The sequence below is a fragment of the Candidatus Methanoperedens sp. genome (assembly GCA_027460525.1).
GTDB lineage: Archaea > Halobacteriota > Methanosarcinia > Methanosarcinales > Methanoperedenaceae > Methanoperedens.
In genome coordinates this window covers 65,317-82,451 of sequence record JAPZAS010000012.1, presented here as the reverse complement: position 1 = coordinate 82,451, position 17,135 = coordinate 65,317, and the positions used below count along the sequence as shown (strand labels likewise).

14 protein-coding genes are annotated in these 17,135 nt (G+C 45.7%); 4 read left to right on the top strand and 10 right to left on the bottom strand.

The window, feature by feature from the left end; translation table 11 throughout:
- Window positions 1–68 precede the first annotated feature (68 nt).
- The gene (locus tag O8C68_03805) at window positions 69–2,132 is read right to left on the bottom strand and encodes an Ig-like domain-containing protein (protein MCZ7394932.1); all 2,064 of its coding nucleotides are present in this window, start codon (window positions 2,130–2,132) and stop codon (window positions 69–71) included.
- A gap of 274 nt (window positions 2,133–2,406) precedes the next feature.
- Between O8C68_03805 and purB the strand changes: the two genes are divergently transcribed.
- From purB to O8C68_03790, 3 genes are all read left to right on the top strand, one after another.
- Window positions 2,407–3,744, top strand: a complete 1,338-nt coding sequence (gene purB / locus O8C68_03800; protein ID MCZ7394931.1) for an adenylosuccinate lyase — start codon at window positions 2,407–2,409, stop codon at window positions 3,742–3,744.
- Window positions 3,745–3,880: 136 nt separating this feature from the next.
- On the top strand, window positions 3,881–4,333 hold the full coding sequence (locus tag O8C68_03795) for an N-acetyltransferase (protein ID MCZ7394930.1): 453 nt from the start codon (window positions 3,881–3,883) through the stop codon (window positions 4,331–4,333).
- Between the two features lie 152 nt (window positions 4,334–4,485).
- A complete protein-coding gene (locus O8C68_03790) occupies window positions 4,486–4,686 on the top strand; it encodes a hypothetical protein (protein MCZ7394929.1) in 201 nt (66 codons plus the stop codon).
- A gap of 124 nt (window positions 4,687–4,810) precedes the next feature.
- Here O8C68_03790 and amrS read toward each other — a convergent pair whose 3' ends face one another.
- The 5 genes from amrS to truD all read right to left on the bottom strand — a co-directional run bounded on the left by amrS (window position 4,811) and on the right by truD (window position 11,200).
- A complete protein-coding gene (amrS, locus tag O8C68_03785; GenBank protein ID MCZ7394928.1) occupies window positions 4,811–5,815 on the bottom strand; it encodes an AmmeMemoRadiSam system radical SAM enzyme in 1,005 nt (334 codons plus the stop codon).
- Window positions 5,816–5,834: 19 nt separating this feature from the next.
- The gene (locus tag O8C68_03780; protein MCZ7394927.1) at window positions 5,835–8,102 is read right to left on the bottom strand and encodes a CDC48 family AAA ATPase; all 2,268 of its coding nucleotides are present in this window, start codon (window positions 8,100–8,102) and stop codon (window positions 5,835–5,837) included.
- Between the two features lie 24 nt (window positions 8,103–8,126).
- A complete protein-coding gene (locus tag O8C68_03775) occupies window positions 8,127–9,392 on the bottom strand; it encodes an adenylosuccinate synthase (protein ID MCZ7394926.1) in 1,266 nt (421 codons plus the stop codon).
- A 9-nt stretch (window positions 9,393–9,401) separates the two neighbouring features.
- Entirely contained in the window at window positions 9,402–9,869 is a 468-nt protein-coding gene (locus tag O8C68_03770) for a hypothetical protein (protein ID MCZ7394925.1), read from the bottom strand.
- A 65-nt stretch (window positions 9,870–9,934) separates the two neighbouring features.
- Window positions 9,935–11,200: a tRNA pseudouridine(13) synthase TruD gene (gene truD, locus O8C68_03765; GenBank protein ID MCZ7394924.1), complete on the bottom strand. Its 1,266-nt coding sequence runs from the start codon at window positions 11,198–11,200 to the stop codon at window positions 9,935–9,937.
- Window positions 11,201–11,398: 198 nt separating this feature from the next.
- Here truD and rimI point away from each other — a divergent pair, with 198 nt between their 5' ends.
- Entirely contained in the window at window positions 11,399–11,845 is a 447-nt protein-coding gene (rimI, locus tag O8C68_03760) for a ribosomal protein S18-alanine N-acetyltransferase (protein MCZ7394923.1), read from the top strand.
- Here the strand turns inward: rimI and O8C68_03755 are convergent.
- The 4 genes from O8C68_03755 to O8C68_03740 form a co-directional block, all read right to left on the bottom strand.
- Window positions 11,842–12,315, bottom strand: coding sequence for a DUF5788 family protein (locus O8C68_03755; GenBank protein ID MCZ7394922.1), 474 nt, complete (start codon window positions 12,313–12,315; stop codon window positions 11,842–11,844). The two genes, rimI and O8C68_03755, sit on opposite strands and share 4 nt — an antisense overlap.
- Window positions 12,316–12,338: 23 nt before the next feature.
- Entirely contained in the window at window positions 12,339–13,256 is a 918-nt protein-coding gene (gene trxB / locus O8C68_03750) for a thioredoxin-disulfide reductase (GenBank protein MCZ7394921.1), read from the bottom strand.
- Window positions 13,257–13,350: 94 nt separating this feature from the next.
- The gene (locus O8C68_03745) at window positions 13,351–15,942 is read right to left on the bottom strand and encodes an oligosaccharyl transferase, archaeosortase A system-associated (protein MCZ7394920.1); all 2,592 of its coding nucleotides are present in this window, start codon (window positions 15,940–15,942) and stop codon (window positions 13,351–13,353) included.
- A 25-nt stretch (window positions 15,943–15,967) separates the two neighbouring features.
- On the bottom strand, window positions 15,968–17,122 hold the full coding sequence (locus O8C68_03740) for a glycosyltransferase (protein ID MCZ7394919.1): 1,155 nt from the start codon (window positions 17,120–17,122) through the stop codon (window positions 15,968–15,970).
- Between the last annotated feature and the right edge of the window lie 13 nt (window positions 17,123–17,135).

Sequence of the window (17,135 nt, the reverse complement as noted above, 5' to 3'; positions counted from 1 at the left end):
AATTAAAAATAAAAAAAAAGAGCTGGTGTTTATTTTCATAAACACCTCTCTCACTGCATTGTGTTCTTTTACGTTGTGGATACTGCCACTGACTGGGCTCCGATTACGTTGCCGCTGCCATCCTTTAACAGCAGTGTTGTCCTGTTGTTTGTTGGATCGAAGTTTATCTTCTGTGTTGGTGTCAGGAACACTCCAAAGCTCGGCTGAGCGCCAGCGTTAATGGTCAATCCGGTCGCCGGACCGATGATGGCTCCGGTTATTGGATTGGTCTGGTTCACCTGGGTTGCCAGTCCTGTTATCGTATTTGGTACGACCACAGTAAGGCTTACACCAGTTGCACTGACACCGACATTCGATGTAGCTACTGCAAAGAATGTGGGTGTATTGACCGCTGTGCTTACATTCAGGTTTGTGGATATCATAATGACATCCGCCAGGGCTGCACTTGGTGTTGTTGCTGCCACTGTCAGCGTATTCACTCCACTTATCGGAGCTGCTGCCGCATTGGTGCCTGACACGTTGAAGGTCAGCGACGAACTGCTGAACGCTGATGTTGCATTGATGGTCAGCACAAAGTTTGCCACTCCGTTGTTTCCAGCTATGTTCACTGGTGTATTTGCTGGACCTGTGAATGCTGTTCCGTTCCATGGCGTATAGCTTACAGTTACTGGTAAGCTGGATGCCTGTGTGATGCCCACGTTGGTGGCTGTTGCTGTTCCACCGTTAATCACTGACATGAATAGCGTCACCGGTGTGCCTACCACTGCATTCCTGCTGGTCGGCGTTATGGCTGATACCAGTATCGGTGTCGGTGTCACACTCGGAGCCAGTCCAAGCGGATCGACAAACCCTTGACCTGGGCCGCCTGGACCGTTGTGGCACCTGAAGCACCAGCCGGTCTGACCAAAACCCGTGAGAGGCGGGAAGGTAGCTGGCTTTGTGCCAAGGCTGGGGTGGCATCCACTGCAAACGAATGTTGTGGGATCTGTTGAAGCATTGTAGAGATGACCGTGGTTGCCAAGGAATGCTACTCCATTTGGATCTGCTGGATTTTTGACGTCTCCAAGAATCCATATCTGGAATGAAACCGGCAAACCTGTTATAGCGTCAGTATAACCGTCGTGGTTAATTTGGGTGGTCGAAAAGCTGCTCATTAGTGCGTCCGTGCCGAGCACACGCACCTCAATCTTACTGGTACTGTTCGAAACAATTACGAAGTTATAGATTGTTTCATTCAAGCCTGTGGTATAATTCACGACCGCGTGGCTGCTGGCAATCTCTGACGGGTACGACTTGATCCTGTATAACGTCGGATTTGAAATGTTGCCGATGACGCTGTTCCGCAGCCTCAATCCCACGGACTGGGAGATGCTTGATGCAGTGCTGTCGATGCGCGTAGGCACGAGGGCGCCTGCATGACCATTCACCTTGATGAAGTAGTCGCCAGGAGTTATGCCGCTCAGGCTGAACTGCGCTGTCATGGTGTCTGGCAATGTTGCTGTTGCAACAGTAGCGCCCGCTGTGTTAAGAAGCACTGCACTTGTGATATTGGTCACCAGTGGGGTACTCGTGCCGTCCACGGTGGTGTTCAGGGTGAGGGTCAGTGTGGGCGCTGGCGCTGATACTGTTGCTGTTGCATTTCCGGTAATAGTTCCGCTACCAGTACCGCCACCAGTTGCGGTTATGGTGGCAGTTCCTGCTCCAACCGCTGTGAACACACCTGTAGTTGGATTGATGGTGCCTACTGCTGTGTTGCTGCTCGTCCATGTTACAGTTGCAGTAATCGAATTACCGAATGGGTCAAGCGTAGCTGCCGTGAAGGTCTGACTTCCGCCAACGGACAGCGGTGCTGTTGCTGGTGTGACTGTTATTGAGGTCAGTGGGGGGCCAATGGCTTTTAATACTCCTGTTGGATCAGTGAAATGGCTAGCATTAGCCGAAAACAAACTTCCATAAGTGGTAAATGGCGGCGGTCCATTTGTTGATGTGTGACAATCAAGTTGGCATGTGGTAGGCCCACCGTATATTGATTGCAGAACCCCATAGTACGTAGGAGTTGCTGATGCTCCTGGCAAAACTACTAGAGCCGTTATTAAAAACAATAGCCCTAAACTAATTTTTTTTCTATTCATTTATTTTTCCTCCCTTTTATTCGTTTCAGACCCCGCTCCTATCACGCGATAATATTCGAGATACAGCGTTAACTAAGCATGCATTCGTGCACTGGCTCATGCCAGAATAGTTACGAACAATGTACTTAACGCTACTCCCTGCTTATTCCAAGGTTGTAAAGGCTCGGAATCCTATAAATTATGTATTAAGTTTTGCATCGCTTAAAGTTTTCGGTATCCAGATATGATGTGCCAGCGATAGTTTCTTTTAATCATAGAGCCAATAAGTACTTCCATGGCAATCCACCCCATTGAATACCGCTACGGCAGCCCTGAAATGAAGGCTGTGTGGAATGAAGAGACACGCCTCCAAAAAATGCTGTCCGTTGAAGCTGCCCTTGCAAAAGCCGAGGCACTTGTGGGCTATATCCCAAAAGAAATTGATGAGAAAATCGCACTGGGCGCGGACAAAGTAAAACTCGCCAGGGTAAAGGAGATCGAGGATGAAATCCACCACGATGTGATGGCTGTGGTTCTTGCGCTCACCGAGCAGTCAAAAGATGCGGGAAAATGGGTTCATTTCGGCGCCACTTCCAATGACATTCTGGACACGGCAACCGCGCTTCAGATAAAGGATGCAAGCTTGATTTTGCGAAAAGAGACCGCCAAATTGCGAACTGTGCTTCTTGACACGGCACTGTCCCATAAGAATACCGTATGTGCAGGCAGAACCCACGGTCAGATCGGCATCCCGACAACCTACGGCTTGCGTTTTGCGATATGGGCATCGGAAATTGACAGACATATCGACAGACTTGACCAGTTAATGCCCCGCGCCACTGCTGGTAAGATGAGCGGCGCAGTAGGCACTCAGGCGGCTTTCGGAAAAAATGGTATCGAGATACAGAAAAAAACAATGGAATTCCTCGGGATTGAAGCTGCGGATGTTTCAAACCAGATCATCCAGAGGGACAGGCATGCTGAATTTGTGATGTGGATGGCAAATGTCGCTACCACGCTTGATAAGCTCTGCATCGAGATACGAAGCCTTGCAAGAAGCGAAATAGCAGAGGTGGAGGAGAGTTTTGGCAAGAAACAGGTGGGTTCTTCCACAATGCCTCATAAGCGCAACCCAATTAAATCCGAACAGGTGTGCGGACTTGCAAGAATAATAAGGGCAATGGTTGAGCCTGCGCTCCTGAACAATACCCTCTGGGATGAACGCGATTTGACTAATTCCTCGTGCGAGCGCGTGGTATTCCCTGAATCCTGCGTGCTCACAGACCATATAATACGCCTTACCACAGGTATAATACAGAACCTGCGCTTTTACCCTGAGAACATAAGGAAAAACCTGAATATGCTCAATGGCTTGAACATGGGCGAAGCTGTTATGATCGAGCTTAGCAAAAAAGGGGTTGGGAGGCAGGAGGCGCATGAGATCGTGCGCCGGTGCGCCATGTCTGCCCGTGAGTCGGGTATCCACATGAAGGATGCCCTGATTAAAAATGCGACCGTCTCAAAATATATGACAGAAAGTGAGATTCTAGCGATAATGAACCCGGATAATTATATAGGCACGGCAGTAGAACAGGTGGAATCCCTTGCAGCAAAACTTAAAAAACGAACATAAATTGCAAAATATGGAACAGCAGATTCCGAGTCGCGCCTCGGAAGGGCGCAGACACGTATGCCACGAGGGCATACGTGGATTCCCGCTCCCGAAGGGTAATCGGGACGCAGATGAACGCAGATTTTTGGGAAAACATTTGCTAAGAAAAGCCACCATCAAAGACGTTGAAAAGGTGTGGAAGCTTGTCAATAATTATGCAGATAAACGCATGATGCTTCCGCGCTCTTTGAGCGAACTGTACGAAAACCTGAGGGATTTTTATGTGGTTATTGAAGATGATAAAATGGTGGGCTGCGGCGCGCTGCATATTACCTGGGAAGATTACGGCGAAATCCTATCACTTGCGGTTGAGCCGGAAAAGGTGAGGCAGGGGATAGGTTCGAAGATACTCAAAGCCTGCGAGGAGGAAGCACGGGCTCTCGGGTTGAACAAGCTTATCACGCTTACGTATGTGCCTGAGTTCTTTGAAAAACATGGCTTTGTGAGGGTGAAGAAGAGCACGCTGCCTCATAAGATATGGAGCATGTGCATCAAATGCCCCAAGTTTCCAGAATGCGATGAGATACCGCTTGTGAAGAAGATAAATTGAATTTAGCTATCGTATTAGCCAAAAATTAATACTCACTTGATATTCGCCAGCAGCTCGTCCAGCCCTTTTAAATTGAGCCAAGCTGGAACTTCAACTGCGATTCTGATATTGGATGAAAAGATAATACCTAATAAAACAATTTTGTTCCTGCTATGAGCGAAGTTAAAACCGTTGGAGAGCATAAAGCAAGCTGGATAACCATCTCTAGTGATGAATATGAATCCATGAAATCTACTTTAGAGGTTCTTTCTGATACCGAACTGCTGGAGCAAATAAGAGAAAGCGAAGAGGATTACAAAGCTGGGAGGTATAAAAAACTTCGCGATTTAATTAAGGAATCTAAGAAGGATTAAGTCATTTCGTCTTTGTGCTTAAAACCTACAATAACATCACTAAGCAGTTCTTCGACTGCCTTTTTATCAGGAGTCCACGTATCCCTATACTGTATAAGAAAATCAGTAAGTTCTAGTACCTTATTTATCCCACAATCGGTATCCCCTCCCCGCACTCCGGGCACTTCCCATCCTTAATCCTGATCGCGCTCACCCGAAAGCCGGCGCGGTCAATCAGCAAAGCGTTGCACTTCGGGCAGTATGTATTCTCATACCTGTGCCCCGGGACATTCCCGGTATAAACAAACCTCATCCCTTCCTTTTTCGCGATATCGTGCGCCATCTCCAGCGTCTCCGTCGGCGTTGAAGGGAGGTTATCCATCCTATGCATGGGATGGAATCTCGTGAAGTGCATGGGCGTGTCAGCGCCGAGGTTATCGCGCACCCATCTCACAATCTGCGTAATCTCCTCTCTTGAATCGTTTTTAGTGGGAATAACAAGCGTTATGACCTCAACATGCATGCCCAGTTCCTTTGCAAGTTTTGTGGACTCAAGCACAGGCGCAAGACTGGCGCCGCATATTTTCCTGTAGAAATCATCGGAAAACGATTTGATGTCCACCCGGAAAGCATCAAGGTACGGCGCCATTCTCCGCAGCGCCTCAGGCGTGATGTAGCCGTTGGTGACGTATACTGTCTTCAAACCTGCTTTTTTCGCAAGCACTGCGCTGTCATATGTATATTCATGCCAGATGGCAGGTTCGTTGTATGTCCATGAAATGGACTTGCATCGATTATCCAAGGCGTTTTTGATAGCTTCCTCAGGAGTTATCTCTGTTGTTCCTGTGTATGCATACTCTTGCGAAATGTTCCAGTTCTGGCAGTGCTCGCATCTGAAATTGCAGCCGATGGTTCCTAAAGAATACGATTTCGTGCCCGGCAGGAAATGGTACAGGGGTTTTTTCTCGATAGGGTCGACGGCTTCACTTGAGACGGTATTATAAATAAGAGTGTGAATTTTTCCGTCAATATTCTTTCTTGTTCTGCAAATCCCCACCTTACCTTCTGCAATGGTACACCTGTGGGAGCATACATGGCATTTGACCTTGTTATCCTGGAGCTGGTCAAAAAGAACCCCTTCTTTTATCAAAAATATTCCCCCTTATTTATTATACATACATCTCAGGTCTGCTTTCTATCTGCTTTGAGCGCTTCTTTCGCAATTCGTCCTTGAGCTTTTCATAATAGCTCATTATATCTGACGTAACAGACGGACCTGTGTCCTCCATTGCAGCCAGGAAATGCGATTGTCTCACCTTTTGCGCTTTTATGTCCTCACGCAATGCAAACCTTCCCGCCTTCTTGCATACCGCTGCTATATCAGCCCCTGTGAAGTCGTCGGTAATCCTGACAAATTCGCCAAGGTTCACGTCGTCAGCTAGTGCCATCTTCTTTGTGTGCACCCTGAAGATTTCAAGCCTCGTTTTCGCATCAGGCACAGGTACGAGTATCATCTCATCAAACCTGCCCGGGCGCAAAAGAGCCGGATCGATTAGCTGGGGCATATTGGTGGCTCCTATGACCACAACTCCCCGCAGTTCTTCAAGCCCGTCAAGCTCTGAAAGCAGCTGATTTACAATCCGTTCTGTTACATGAGGTTCGCCAAATGCGCTTCCCCTCATGGGAGCAAGCGCATCAAGCTCATCGAGGAATATGATTGCCGGCGCCACCTGCCGTGCTTTCTTGAAGATCTCTGCTATATGCTTTTCAGATTCGCCGTACCACTTCGATAATATATCGCTGCCTTTGACCGTTATAAAATTTGCCTCACTTTCCTTGGCAATCGCCTTTGCAAGAAGCGTCTTACCCGTACCGGGAGGCCCATAAAGAAGCACGCCTTTCGGGGCTTCCACGCCTATCCTTCGGAAAGATTCCCCGTAGCGCAAAGGCCATTCAACAGCCTCCTTGAGCAATGCTTTCACACTATCAAGCCCGCCGATATCCTCCCATGTCACATTCGGCACTTCAAACAATATCTCCCGAAGCGCAGAGGGCTGGACTTCCTTCATGACATCTTCAAAGTCAGAACGCTTGATCACCAGTTTATCCAGCGTCTCTTTCGGAATCTCCTTCTGCTCAAGATCGATTTCTGGTAGAACCCGGCGAAGCGAGGTCATTGCAGCCTCGCGGCATAAAGCAGCTATGTCCGCGCCCACGAACCCGTATGTGCGGTCTGCAAGGTCATCGAGGCTCACATCTTCAGCCAGAGGCATCCCTCGTGTATGAATCTGGAATATCTCCCGCCTTCCTTCCCGGTCAGGTACCCGGAGCTCTATTTCGCGGTCAAACCTTCCAGGGCGGCGAAGCGCCATATCCAGCGCCTCAGGTCGGTTGGTTGCGCCTATCACTATCACATTCTTTCTTGTTTTTAAGCCGTCCATGAGGGAGAGAAGCTGCGCTACCACACGCCGCTCCACTTCGCCTGTGACCTCGGCTCGCTTCGGCGCAATGCTGTCTATCTCATCGATGAATATGATGGCAGGGGCATTCTTTTCAGCTTCATCGAAAGCCTCGCGCAGCTTGTGCTCGCTTTCCCCGTAATATTTTGACATGATCTCAGGGCCGTTTATGGTAATAAAATACGCATCGCTCTCGTTTGCAACGGCTTTAGCAAGCATGGTCTTGCCCGTGCCTGGGGGTCCGTGAAGCAAAACGCCTTTCGGGGCATCAATACCAAGGCGGTTGAAGAGTTCAGGATGCCGGAGGGGTAATTCTATTATCTCCCTGATTTTTGTAAGCGCGGGCTTTACCCCGCCCAGGTCCTCGTACATTACCTCGGGTATTTCCTGCGGAAGTCCTACTGCCTCTGGCAGGAGGTCCACTTCCGTAATATCGGTTATCTTAACTATCCCTTGGGGAGCAGTCGTGACCACATGGAGTTTTATCTCCCCCAGACCGAAGGAAGACGGGCCGAAGAAATCCTGGAATACATGCTCGAACATCACATCAGAGCCAAGAGATTCCCTCGGTTTGCGCACGCTTGTGGTTGAGATAATGTCTCCCTTTGAGACTGTCCTGTTATGGAAAATAGCCCGCAGGCTCTCGCTGGGAGCATAGATATGGATATTCTGTATCACAGGGGCAAGGGTTACCTTTTTTGCTTCCTTCCACTCTGCCTTCGTTACTTCGACAAATTCTCCCAGACTTGTTTTTGCATTGGTGCGTATCAATCCGTCCATTCTTATGACATCGAGTCCCTCATCCTGGGGATAAGACCTTCCCACAACTGCGGATGTGGCACGTTCCCCTTTTAGTTCCACAACATCAAAAATATTTACTTCGAGCACGTTTCGGAACTTCTCATCAATGCGGACTATTCCCTTTCCCACGTCCCTCTGGTCTGCTTCTGCTACTTTTAGTCTTACTGATTTTTCCATGATTCCTCTATATTGTATTTGTTTTCATTTCATAAAAGTTTGCTTTCTGCCCGGACCCACAGAAACATATTCAATATTAACACCCATTAATTCTTCGAGCAATTCGACATACAGCCTGGAATTTTCTGGAAGTTCGGGGAAACTTTCAGCGTCCTGGATATCCTCTTTCCACCCGGGCAATTCGATATAAATAGGTTCGCATCGAGCGATTTCATCGGAAAGAAGAGGAGGATAATCAAGCTGCTTTCCTTCAATTTCATATCCTATGCACAGCTTCAAAGGATTAAGCCCTGTGAGTACATCGAGCTTGGTGAGAGCCATGCTTGTGTATCCATTGAGGTTGATGGATTTTTCTGCAAGCGGCAGGTCAAACCACCCGCACCTTCGCGGTCTGCCCGTGGTTGTGCCGAATTCGCCGCCTTTTTCACGCAGGTGCTTACCGATTTCGTTTTCCTGCTCTGTGGGTAGAGGTCCTTCCCCCACACGCGTTATATAAGCTTTGACGACCCCGATTACCCTATCCACTTTCATGGGACCGACCCCGAGTGCAGCGCAGGCAGAACCCGCGATTGTGCTTGAGGAAGTGACGAATTTCTGCGTGCCGTGTATTATATCAAGATGAGTTCCCTGCGCCCCTTCTGCGAGTACTTTACTTCCTTTCTTTAAGGCATGGTTTATCTCTTTTGATACATCCGTGATGTATGGTTTTAATTTCTTTCCGATTTCTATGTATTCATCGACCTCAGAGCGTGCAATTTTCATGTCCCCGCCCAATTCTTTTATGGCATTTTCCTTTTGGGGGGCGATCTCTTCAAGCCGCTTCCTGAACCTGTTTTCATCCGCTATGTCCACCATCTGTATCTCATCACGTCCCACTTTATCTATATAAGCAAAACCGATTCCCCTGCTCGTTGTCCCGATTTTCACGGCGCGTTTTGATTCTCGAAGAGTGTCAAGCGCCACATGATAAGGCATTATGATGCTTGTCTTTGCATCAATTCCGAGCTTTGAAGGCGTCACTTCCACCCCATTTTCTGCAAGCATGGCGATTTCATCCATCAGAATCCTGGGATTCATGACAGTGCCGGGGCCTATCAGCAGGCGGGCATCGAAAAGCACGCCTGAAGGAATAAGATGAAGTTTGTAGGTTTTTCCTTCAGCCACCACGGTATGCCCGGCATTATCCCCGCCCTGGAAGCGCGCCACAATATCGTAGTCTTTTGCGAGCATATCAACGATCTTGCCCTTCCCCTCGTCTCCGAACTGCACGCCTGTGATTATGGTGAACATGTTATATCACTACTTTGGCATTCCCTGTCCAAACCATATCAATAACAAAGCAGTAGGAATCCCTAATGTAAGAATATCTGCGTATCGATCTCCTCTACCAAGCTCCCTCAAAAAACGGATGATCCACCACTTTGATATTTCTGCGTCAGCCTTTGGATGATCCATCTCATCAACTTGACGGTGTTGCTTTAAATCTAACATCTGTTCTATATAGTGTAGACGTTTGAACTTTACCTTTATAATTGCTTTATGCCGATGGTAAAATAGTCTCCAAACAAGCAACCCGATGAAAGAAAATATAGCAAGAAATGGATATATTTGTATCTTATCGCCAGCAGTCCCGATCATCAAGAATATACCTGCAATAAAAATACTCCCAATAGTCCAGTTAATTGTATCAAAATGAACCACCATATCCTGAGTTTTTTCGTATTCAAATCGTAGGTTTGTTTTTTGATCTTCTGATAGTTCAGCCATGAGATTTACCCTTTAGTAAGTTCATAATTCAAATTAACCATATTTTGGCGGGAAAGATGATAAGTTTATTTCTTCATATACTCTCTCAAAACAGTGGTTGCATAACTCCCTTTTTGCAAAGAGAACTCAAGGGTAAGCTTTGTCTTCCCCTCATTAACATCATCCTCTCCAACGCTGAATTCAGGCTTGAAAGGCAAAATAATCTCCCTTCGCAGCCCCTTTGATGACAGTTCAGGCATGTTAGGGACTTTGAAACCTTCTGGCTCGACATTTAACTCTCTGACCACAGCCCGCTCAATCTCGCCCGGCGCGCCTTCTGCAAACTGTGTTTCATACCCCAAAAGCGGCGCAGTCGCAAATGCCCTTCCCCTGTTTATGAGATTATTTATCCCATCCAGATTATCCTTTGTGACCTTCTGGAGACGCGAAGTATCAGGCAAGCCCATTTCATTCTTAAAACAAACGATATCGCCATCATATGCCTCATATATCGACATCCCACAGCCAATACGCCTGCTAAGGATAATGTTGAAAATATAGGACTGGTAGGCGTGGAGGAACATTGCCTGTAATTTCGGGGATAATACCCTGAAAGCTCCGGTGTAATCATCAGGATGGGCAATCAGGTGGTTCATCATCGCCCTCTCGAACTGGAAACGAACAGGGAATAACTTCAGCCCCTCCTTAAAGTCCCTCGTATCCTCAACAAACTGGCGCGCTTTTTTTATTTCCAGAGGTTCGCCATCGAAAGCTCTTGCTATATACGTAAGCGCAGCCTCCTTGAAATTTCCTCTCGCGATAGCTTCGCCCACCACATGCGTCACGGGTCTGGTCTCCCCGAACCTCTGCACGCCAAAGAAATTCGGCGCGCCCCGCTCAAGTTCCTGCGTTATGGCTTTTACCCGTGAAAGCGTCTCTTCCTTTGAAAGCTCTATATTTCTTACCGTGATTCTAAAGCGGTTCCCCCACAGGTCTCCGAGGCTTATTTTTTTATTCGAGCGCCCTATTGCCGCAAGCTCCACGTCCTTCAATCGCACCCTGTCTATGTCAGCTTCGCCAATATCCCATATGCTTATTTTCTGTTTTGTCAGGGCGCGCTTGTCCTTGGTACCTGCCCAGCCAAACCTGTTCTGGCTTATCCTTAATATTCTGGAAAGATCGCGCACGAGATGATGAATATCCCAGTTTTTTTTTGAGAGTTCTACTATCAGGTATTTACCATTCGTGGTTTCGACCCTGTTTGTAAGCTCTTCGACACAAAAATCCTCAATTTGCTGGCGTATGAGCCCTCCGATTCCTGGAGTCCTGGTGTAATACAAACTCACGCCAATGTCATTAGCTGCGATGATGATTACTCCTGTAATATTTGAATAAAACCTGATGGCATTAATTGAGCTCTTATGTCTTAAGATACATAGCTGCCATGCCTCGCTTGCAGAATTTCTGTTTATTCCAGTCGGAAGACTCTTATACGTCCAGAAACTTGTCGAGAGAAATTTGGTATATCCAATCGTTTAACGGTGACAGCATTGATAATCATACGAAAATTCAAGCCCTCCGATTTCCAGTGGGTCATTGATATTGAGAGGATGGTGTTTGATGAGCATGACCCTTATCTTTACATGCAGTTCTATGAGACAAACCCTGACGGTTTTCTCGTAGCTGAAATCAATGGCATTGTGGTAGGCTACATTGCAGGTTTTCTGGCGTCTTTAGAAGTAGGACGCATATTTTCCCTTGCGGTACACCCTGCATATCAAAACCGCAGCATAGGGAGCTATCTTTTGAAAGAGATAATCAATACCTTTCGCAGGGAAAGGGTTCTTGAAATTATTCTCGAGGTACGCTTGAGCAATCTCAAAGCCCAAAAATTCTACGAAAAGCATGGGTTTTACCAGACCGGAATTATTGAAAAATACTATGATAATGAAGAAAACGCATGTTTGATGAGACTGGAAATACACCCTGAGATTTAATTTTTTTTACCTATGTTTTTCAAAAAACCTATCCATCGTCGTGCATCATCGATTTTCTGTCTTATTTCATCTCTTGATTCTTTTAATTTTATTTTACCTGATTCGCATTCTCTCAAATCCATTATAGCACGGATCAGGCTTGCAGATTCGTCGTATAATCTTTTTGCCTCTTCATGGGTTAGGTTGGCTTTATGAAGAAACTCTTCATCGTGTTTCTCTTTTGTTTCCAGTAATTGAACTAAATCTAAAAGTCGCTTTTTTTCCTCTTCTGTGAGCTCTTTTTTATGTACGCATCGCCATATCAGTTCGTGAAGTTTAATGCTTTTTCCATTTACTTCAACTTCCTCAGGTATTTTCTCGCCTACCCATACAAGGAATCTGTGCAATCCGGCAAGCAAGTGCTCCCTTTCTTCCTCGGATATGTAATCATCCAGATTGGGCTCTTCTTGGTTTTCCATTCTTCTATTCATACCGCCAATGCTGTAAATTCAGGCTATAACCCTTCTATATATTTTTCTGCAGAGACTGCGGCGATCGCCCCATCGCCCACCGCAGTAGCTATCTGGCGCAGGGGTGTGACCCTGCAGTCCCCGGCTACGAAAATGCCCTTGATTGAGGTTTCCATTTTATCGTTTGCAATTATAAATCCCCTCTCGTCTTTTTCAACATTAGCAAAAGCGGTGTTGGGGATAAGCCCGACGTATATGAAAACCCCGTCAGTTCTTATTTCCGATGTTGCGTTTGTCTTCACATTCCTGACAATTACCTTCTCGACTGTGTTCTTGCCGGCTATTTCTTCTATAACAGAATCCCAGACAAAGCTTATCCTGGGATTCGCAAAAGCATGCTCCTGATTTATCTTTTCTGCGCGAAGCTTATCCCGCCTGTGCACAATATATACCTTCTTTGCCATCTTTGTCAGGAAAATGGCTTCCGTGATTGCAGAATCTCCTCCCCCGATTACCACTACAACCTTGTCCCTGAAAAAAAAACCGTCGCATGTAGCGCAATATGAAACTCCTCTTCCTGTAAACTCAAGTTCCCCCTGTGTTCCCAATTTTTTTGGTGTAGTGCCCGATGCAATTATTACGGTCTTTGTCTCGATGTCCCCAGCTGTTGTTTTCACTATTTTTATATTTGCCCTGTCCTCGATCTCGCTGACCTCGACCATGCTTTTCATTTCAAGCTCGAATTTCTGCGCATGCTCCTCGAACTTCCTTGCAAGGTCTGCCCCGGATATCTCAAGGAATCCCGGATAGTTCTCAACAAGGTCGGTAATAATTATCTGCCCTCCGACACCCGTTCTTTCAATTAACAGCGCTTTTAGCATAGCGCGTTTTACATATACCCCTGCCGTGAGACCCGCAGGTCCACCTCCGATTATAACCACATCATATAACATAATTCTCATCCTTTGTTCTTGGTTTCCTGCATATATGGATGGCGAATTGACTTAATAGCCTTTTCTAAAACAGTGTCAGGTTAAGGCAAGTCTTTCGCACTTACTAAATTAAATTAAGGGTTACTGTATTGCCTTCAAGAACATCTTTTTCACTTACTTCTATTTGCTTTGAGACATTGCCCACGGTCACTGTATATGGACCTGCCGGTTTGGTATCAAACTGAGTCTCTCCCGGGATTGGGCCAAGCGTCGAATATGGAACTGTGAATTCATAAGTTCCATTCGAAGTAGTTGTCTGCGAATAGTTAATGGTTCTTCCGATATTTGTTTTAATGGTATTGGTCAGCGTGACTGTAGTATTCGGCGGCGCATTTCCTGTGATTTTTGCACCTTTTACATATTCGAAAACCTTGACAAGGCCTGAATTTTCCACAGGGATTTTGCCCCCGTATAATAATGTATTATAAACATATTTATACCATTGCTCTTCATTGCCGCCCTGAGTATACGGATTTATAGGGGACTCATGCACAAATCTATAGTTCTTTAAGCCATTACCATCAAAAATGTGGAGCTTTGCTTCCATAGTATCATAATATTTCGAGGAAGGCACAACCTGAGGTCCCTGGTTCGTCTGGATCTGGATGCGATAGCCATAATCTTCGTTCCAGATTCCAAATACATCCATTATGCCATATGCCATATAGGCATTGCTCATAATGTACCGTGCTCCGGGTTTCCCATTGATTCCAAGAGCATTTAAGACAGAGTTTGCTTCCTCTTCGCTTTTAGCAGTTAAAAATGAAGAAGCTCCTGGTACATGCGCAGACCCGCCGCCAATGCCGGCCTGGAACGGGTTTGCATTGGGTATCCTGTGAGCCCAGTATGTAATGATATGCCCGTAATCCCACCAGCTCATAACACCGTATGCAGTTTTAGGATACGGATATGTGCCGTTTTTGGGTTTTTCATAAATGGCAAGATAATCCAACCCCGGGTCTGGAGTGTTATAGCGCATCCAGTTAAGGGCGTCAAGCCACTCGGCAAAGCCTCCGCCTGAAGGGTCGCCCCCACCGTATCTGGAATACGTTGTATAGGTTTCAGAAAAGGCAGGATAGGCAAAGAATAGCAGTAGCATCACTACAAGAATCGGGGAGAGCACCCTGCTGAAGCCGATATTTTCTTTATTAAGTGGCAATTCCCATCCTCCAAACTTCAATATTCTCTCTGAAAGGGCTGCACCCGCGTAACCAACCATAATGGCAATGTTCACGGCAAAATAATATGACCACCTGTTCTGGCCAAACATTGCAAGAAGCATCACGAGGCTCCATACTAAGAAAAGCATATCCTCTGGTCTTTGTTTCCTGACGACTCTATATCCAACAGCCAGCATGACTATTATTATAAACAAAAGTACAAAGTTATCCGTCTGGAACGTCTGGAACATTCCAGTTACTGGGAACTCACCAGCTATCATACCTGGTTTTTCTAAAATAGATAAGGCTTCAGCAACGGTGCTCGAGCCTCCTGTGGGAAATGCAAATATAACACTGGGCGCACCAATGATGGCGGCGTACAGCTGAGGCAGAATAGCTTTCATTGCCAGCATGCCCAGCACAAAGAAGCCTCCAAGAGAAATAGGGTAATAATATGAGGCGTAGCCTCTTTTCTTTATCTCCCTAGAAATGAAACTCAGCGCAATCGGAAGCCCCATTCCAACTATGGGCACAGCTACATGGAACCATGAATAAAAGTATGGCCCAAAACCATATTCTGAATGAACGTATGGTAGAACGGAAATTAATTCCACCAAAAACAAAGGCACTGCTGCTATGGCAAGGTAATCGGTTGATCTGTCGCCCATGTCGTCTATTATATATTGAATCAAAATAAATATTGATATTATCATGGCGAAAAACGGGGCACCTGGCCAGCTAAGCTGATAACTGGCAAGCATCACACCAGCAAATATCGAATACAGCACTGGCTTGTCTTTTAAATGTACTTCAGAAAATTTTATATTTCTTTCCCTGCCTGATTTTATTGCAAGAATAAAGAAAGCGATGGTTGCACTGCTGAAAAGCACCTCAGCTACGTGGTTGTCGGTGAAGCCAAGTGTTGAACGGGAGAAGAACTGACCTGGTAGCACAGCAATCATAAAAGCAGCAAGCAGACCCGTGTTCCTGCTGCCAAGGTGTTTCCCTATGTAATATACAGGGAAAACAACAAGTGCTCCAAGTACAGATGGGAAAAAAGCGCCTATGATATTCACCATCTGCATATTGTAGCTACCCATGCCGGCAATGAGAGAAAGCGTGGCAATTATCTGTGTGAAAAGAGGACCCCAATGTACCGGGGCGCCGTATGGATATACAGTGAATGCATCATAGAAAATCTGGTGGGGAAAATTGTATAGGGTATTTTCCACAAGGCGCATGTGGAATACAGAATCATCGGAAGCAAAAGCTACTACGCCATCCCTGAAAACGCTGTCGTAGGGCATCACAGTCCTTAGATAAAGAGATAGGACAAATACGGCTAGAAGAAGTATGCCGAAGATATAGGTAAAATATGATGGAACTTTTAACTCGCGTTTTATTTCTTCTTTACCTTTAATACTGGATTTTCTTTCATCGCGTCTTTTCTTGTTCTTAGACATATTAAGCCCGTACAGCAGATTCAATCCTGTCAATTCGCACACATGCGAAAGCTTTTTGTCATATTATTGCTGATATTACTTTGAGATACTGCTTGTTTATTATATCCCATCCTAACGCTGGGAGATTATATATTTTTTCACTTCCAAAATGTTTAATGAGTTGCTCTTTTATAGCATCGCTATTCATGGGGGGCACAAAAAATGCTCCTGCATAGCCGCCCATGGATTCTTTTAGCCCTCCTACCTCTGAAACGGTTACTGGTTTTCCGAATGACATGGCAATATGGGCAATACCACTCTGCGAAGCCCTTGTATATGGCAGAACAACGACATTTGCGGCGCTGAAATACACTGGAACCATGTTGTCAGGAACATATTCGCTGATAAGCGTAATTTTCTGCTGATAGATAGATGATTTTACTTGATTAATCAATTCTTCCCGACCCTCCCAGATCTCGCCAACAATAAGCAGCCTGCTTCTTTTAGCAATACTTTCTGGCAGTTGGTCAAATGCACTAATCAGATAAGCTATTCCTTTATATTTACGTATTAAACCGAATGACAAAATCACAAAATCTTCTTTAATCGATAGAAGCTCTTTTGCTTTTTTGTTTTCTATGACTTCACCGTAATGGTCATAAAGGCCGTGAGGGATTACATGAATCCTTTGCGGGTCTATTTTATACCGCTCTGCGACTAAAATTTTATCTGAATTTGAGTGTACGATGTATGCACTGAGATTCCTGCGGAGAATCTTTCCCATTAAACGAGAATATAGTCTTATTGGCAGAATGCTCTCTTCCAGAGGATCTACCACCTCATGAAACTCTATAATTACTTTTAATTTTAGTTGCCAGCTTATTAATTTCAATAATAAATGCATGTGTGCAACTGAAGATGTCCACCACTGGAGGATGATTATATCAGGTTTTTCCGCTTTGAGATATCGATATGCGTTATACCATGTTATCGGATTATTATAATCCATGCCGTCAAATACCCTTACATCTGGTGAGAACTCAAGATTTGAGATTTTTTTGCCGACATGCGCTCGCCCTGGGAACATGAATTCAGGTAGCAGCCTTCTAAAACAAATAACTGATACTGTGCTGGACTTAGATAAGGCATTTGCCAGCCTGATAGTGTAATAACTGATACCGCTTAAAAATCTTTTAGAGGGGCCAACAATACAGATGTTTTTAACATAATGCATGGCCTTTACATTA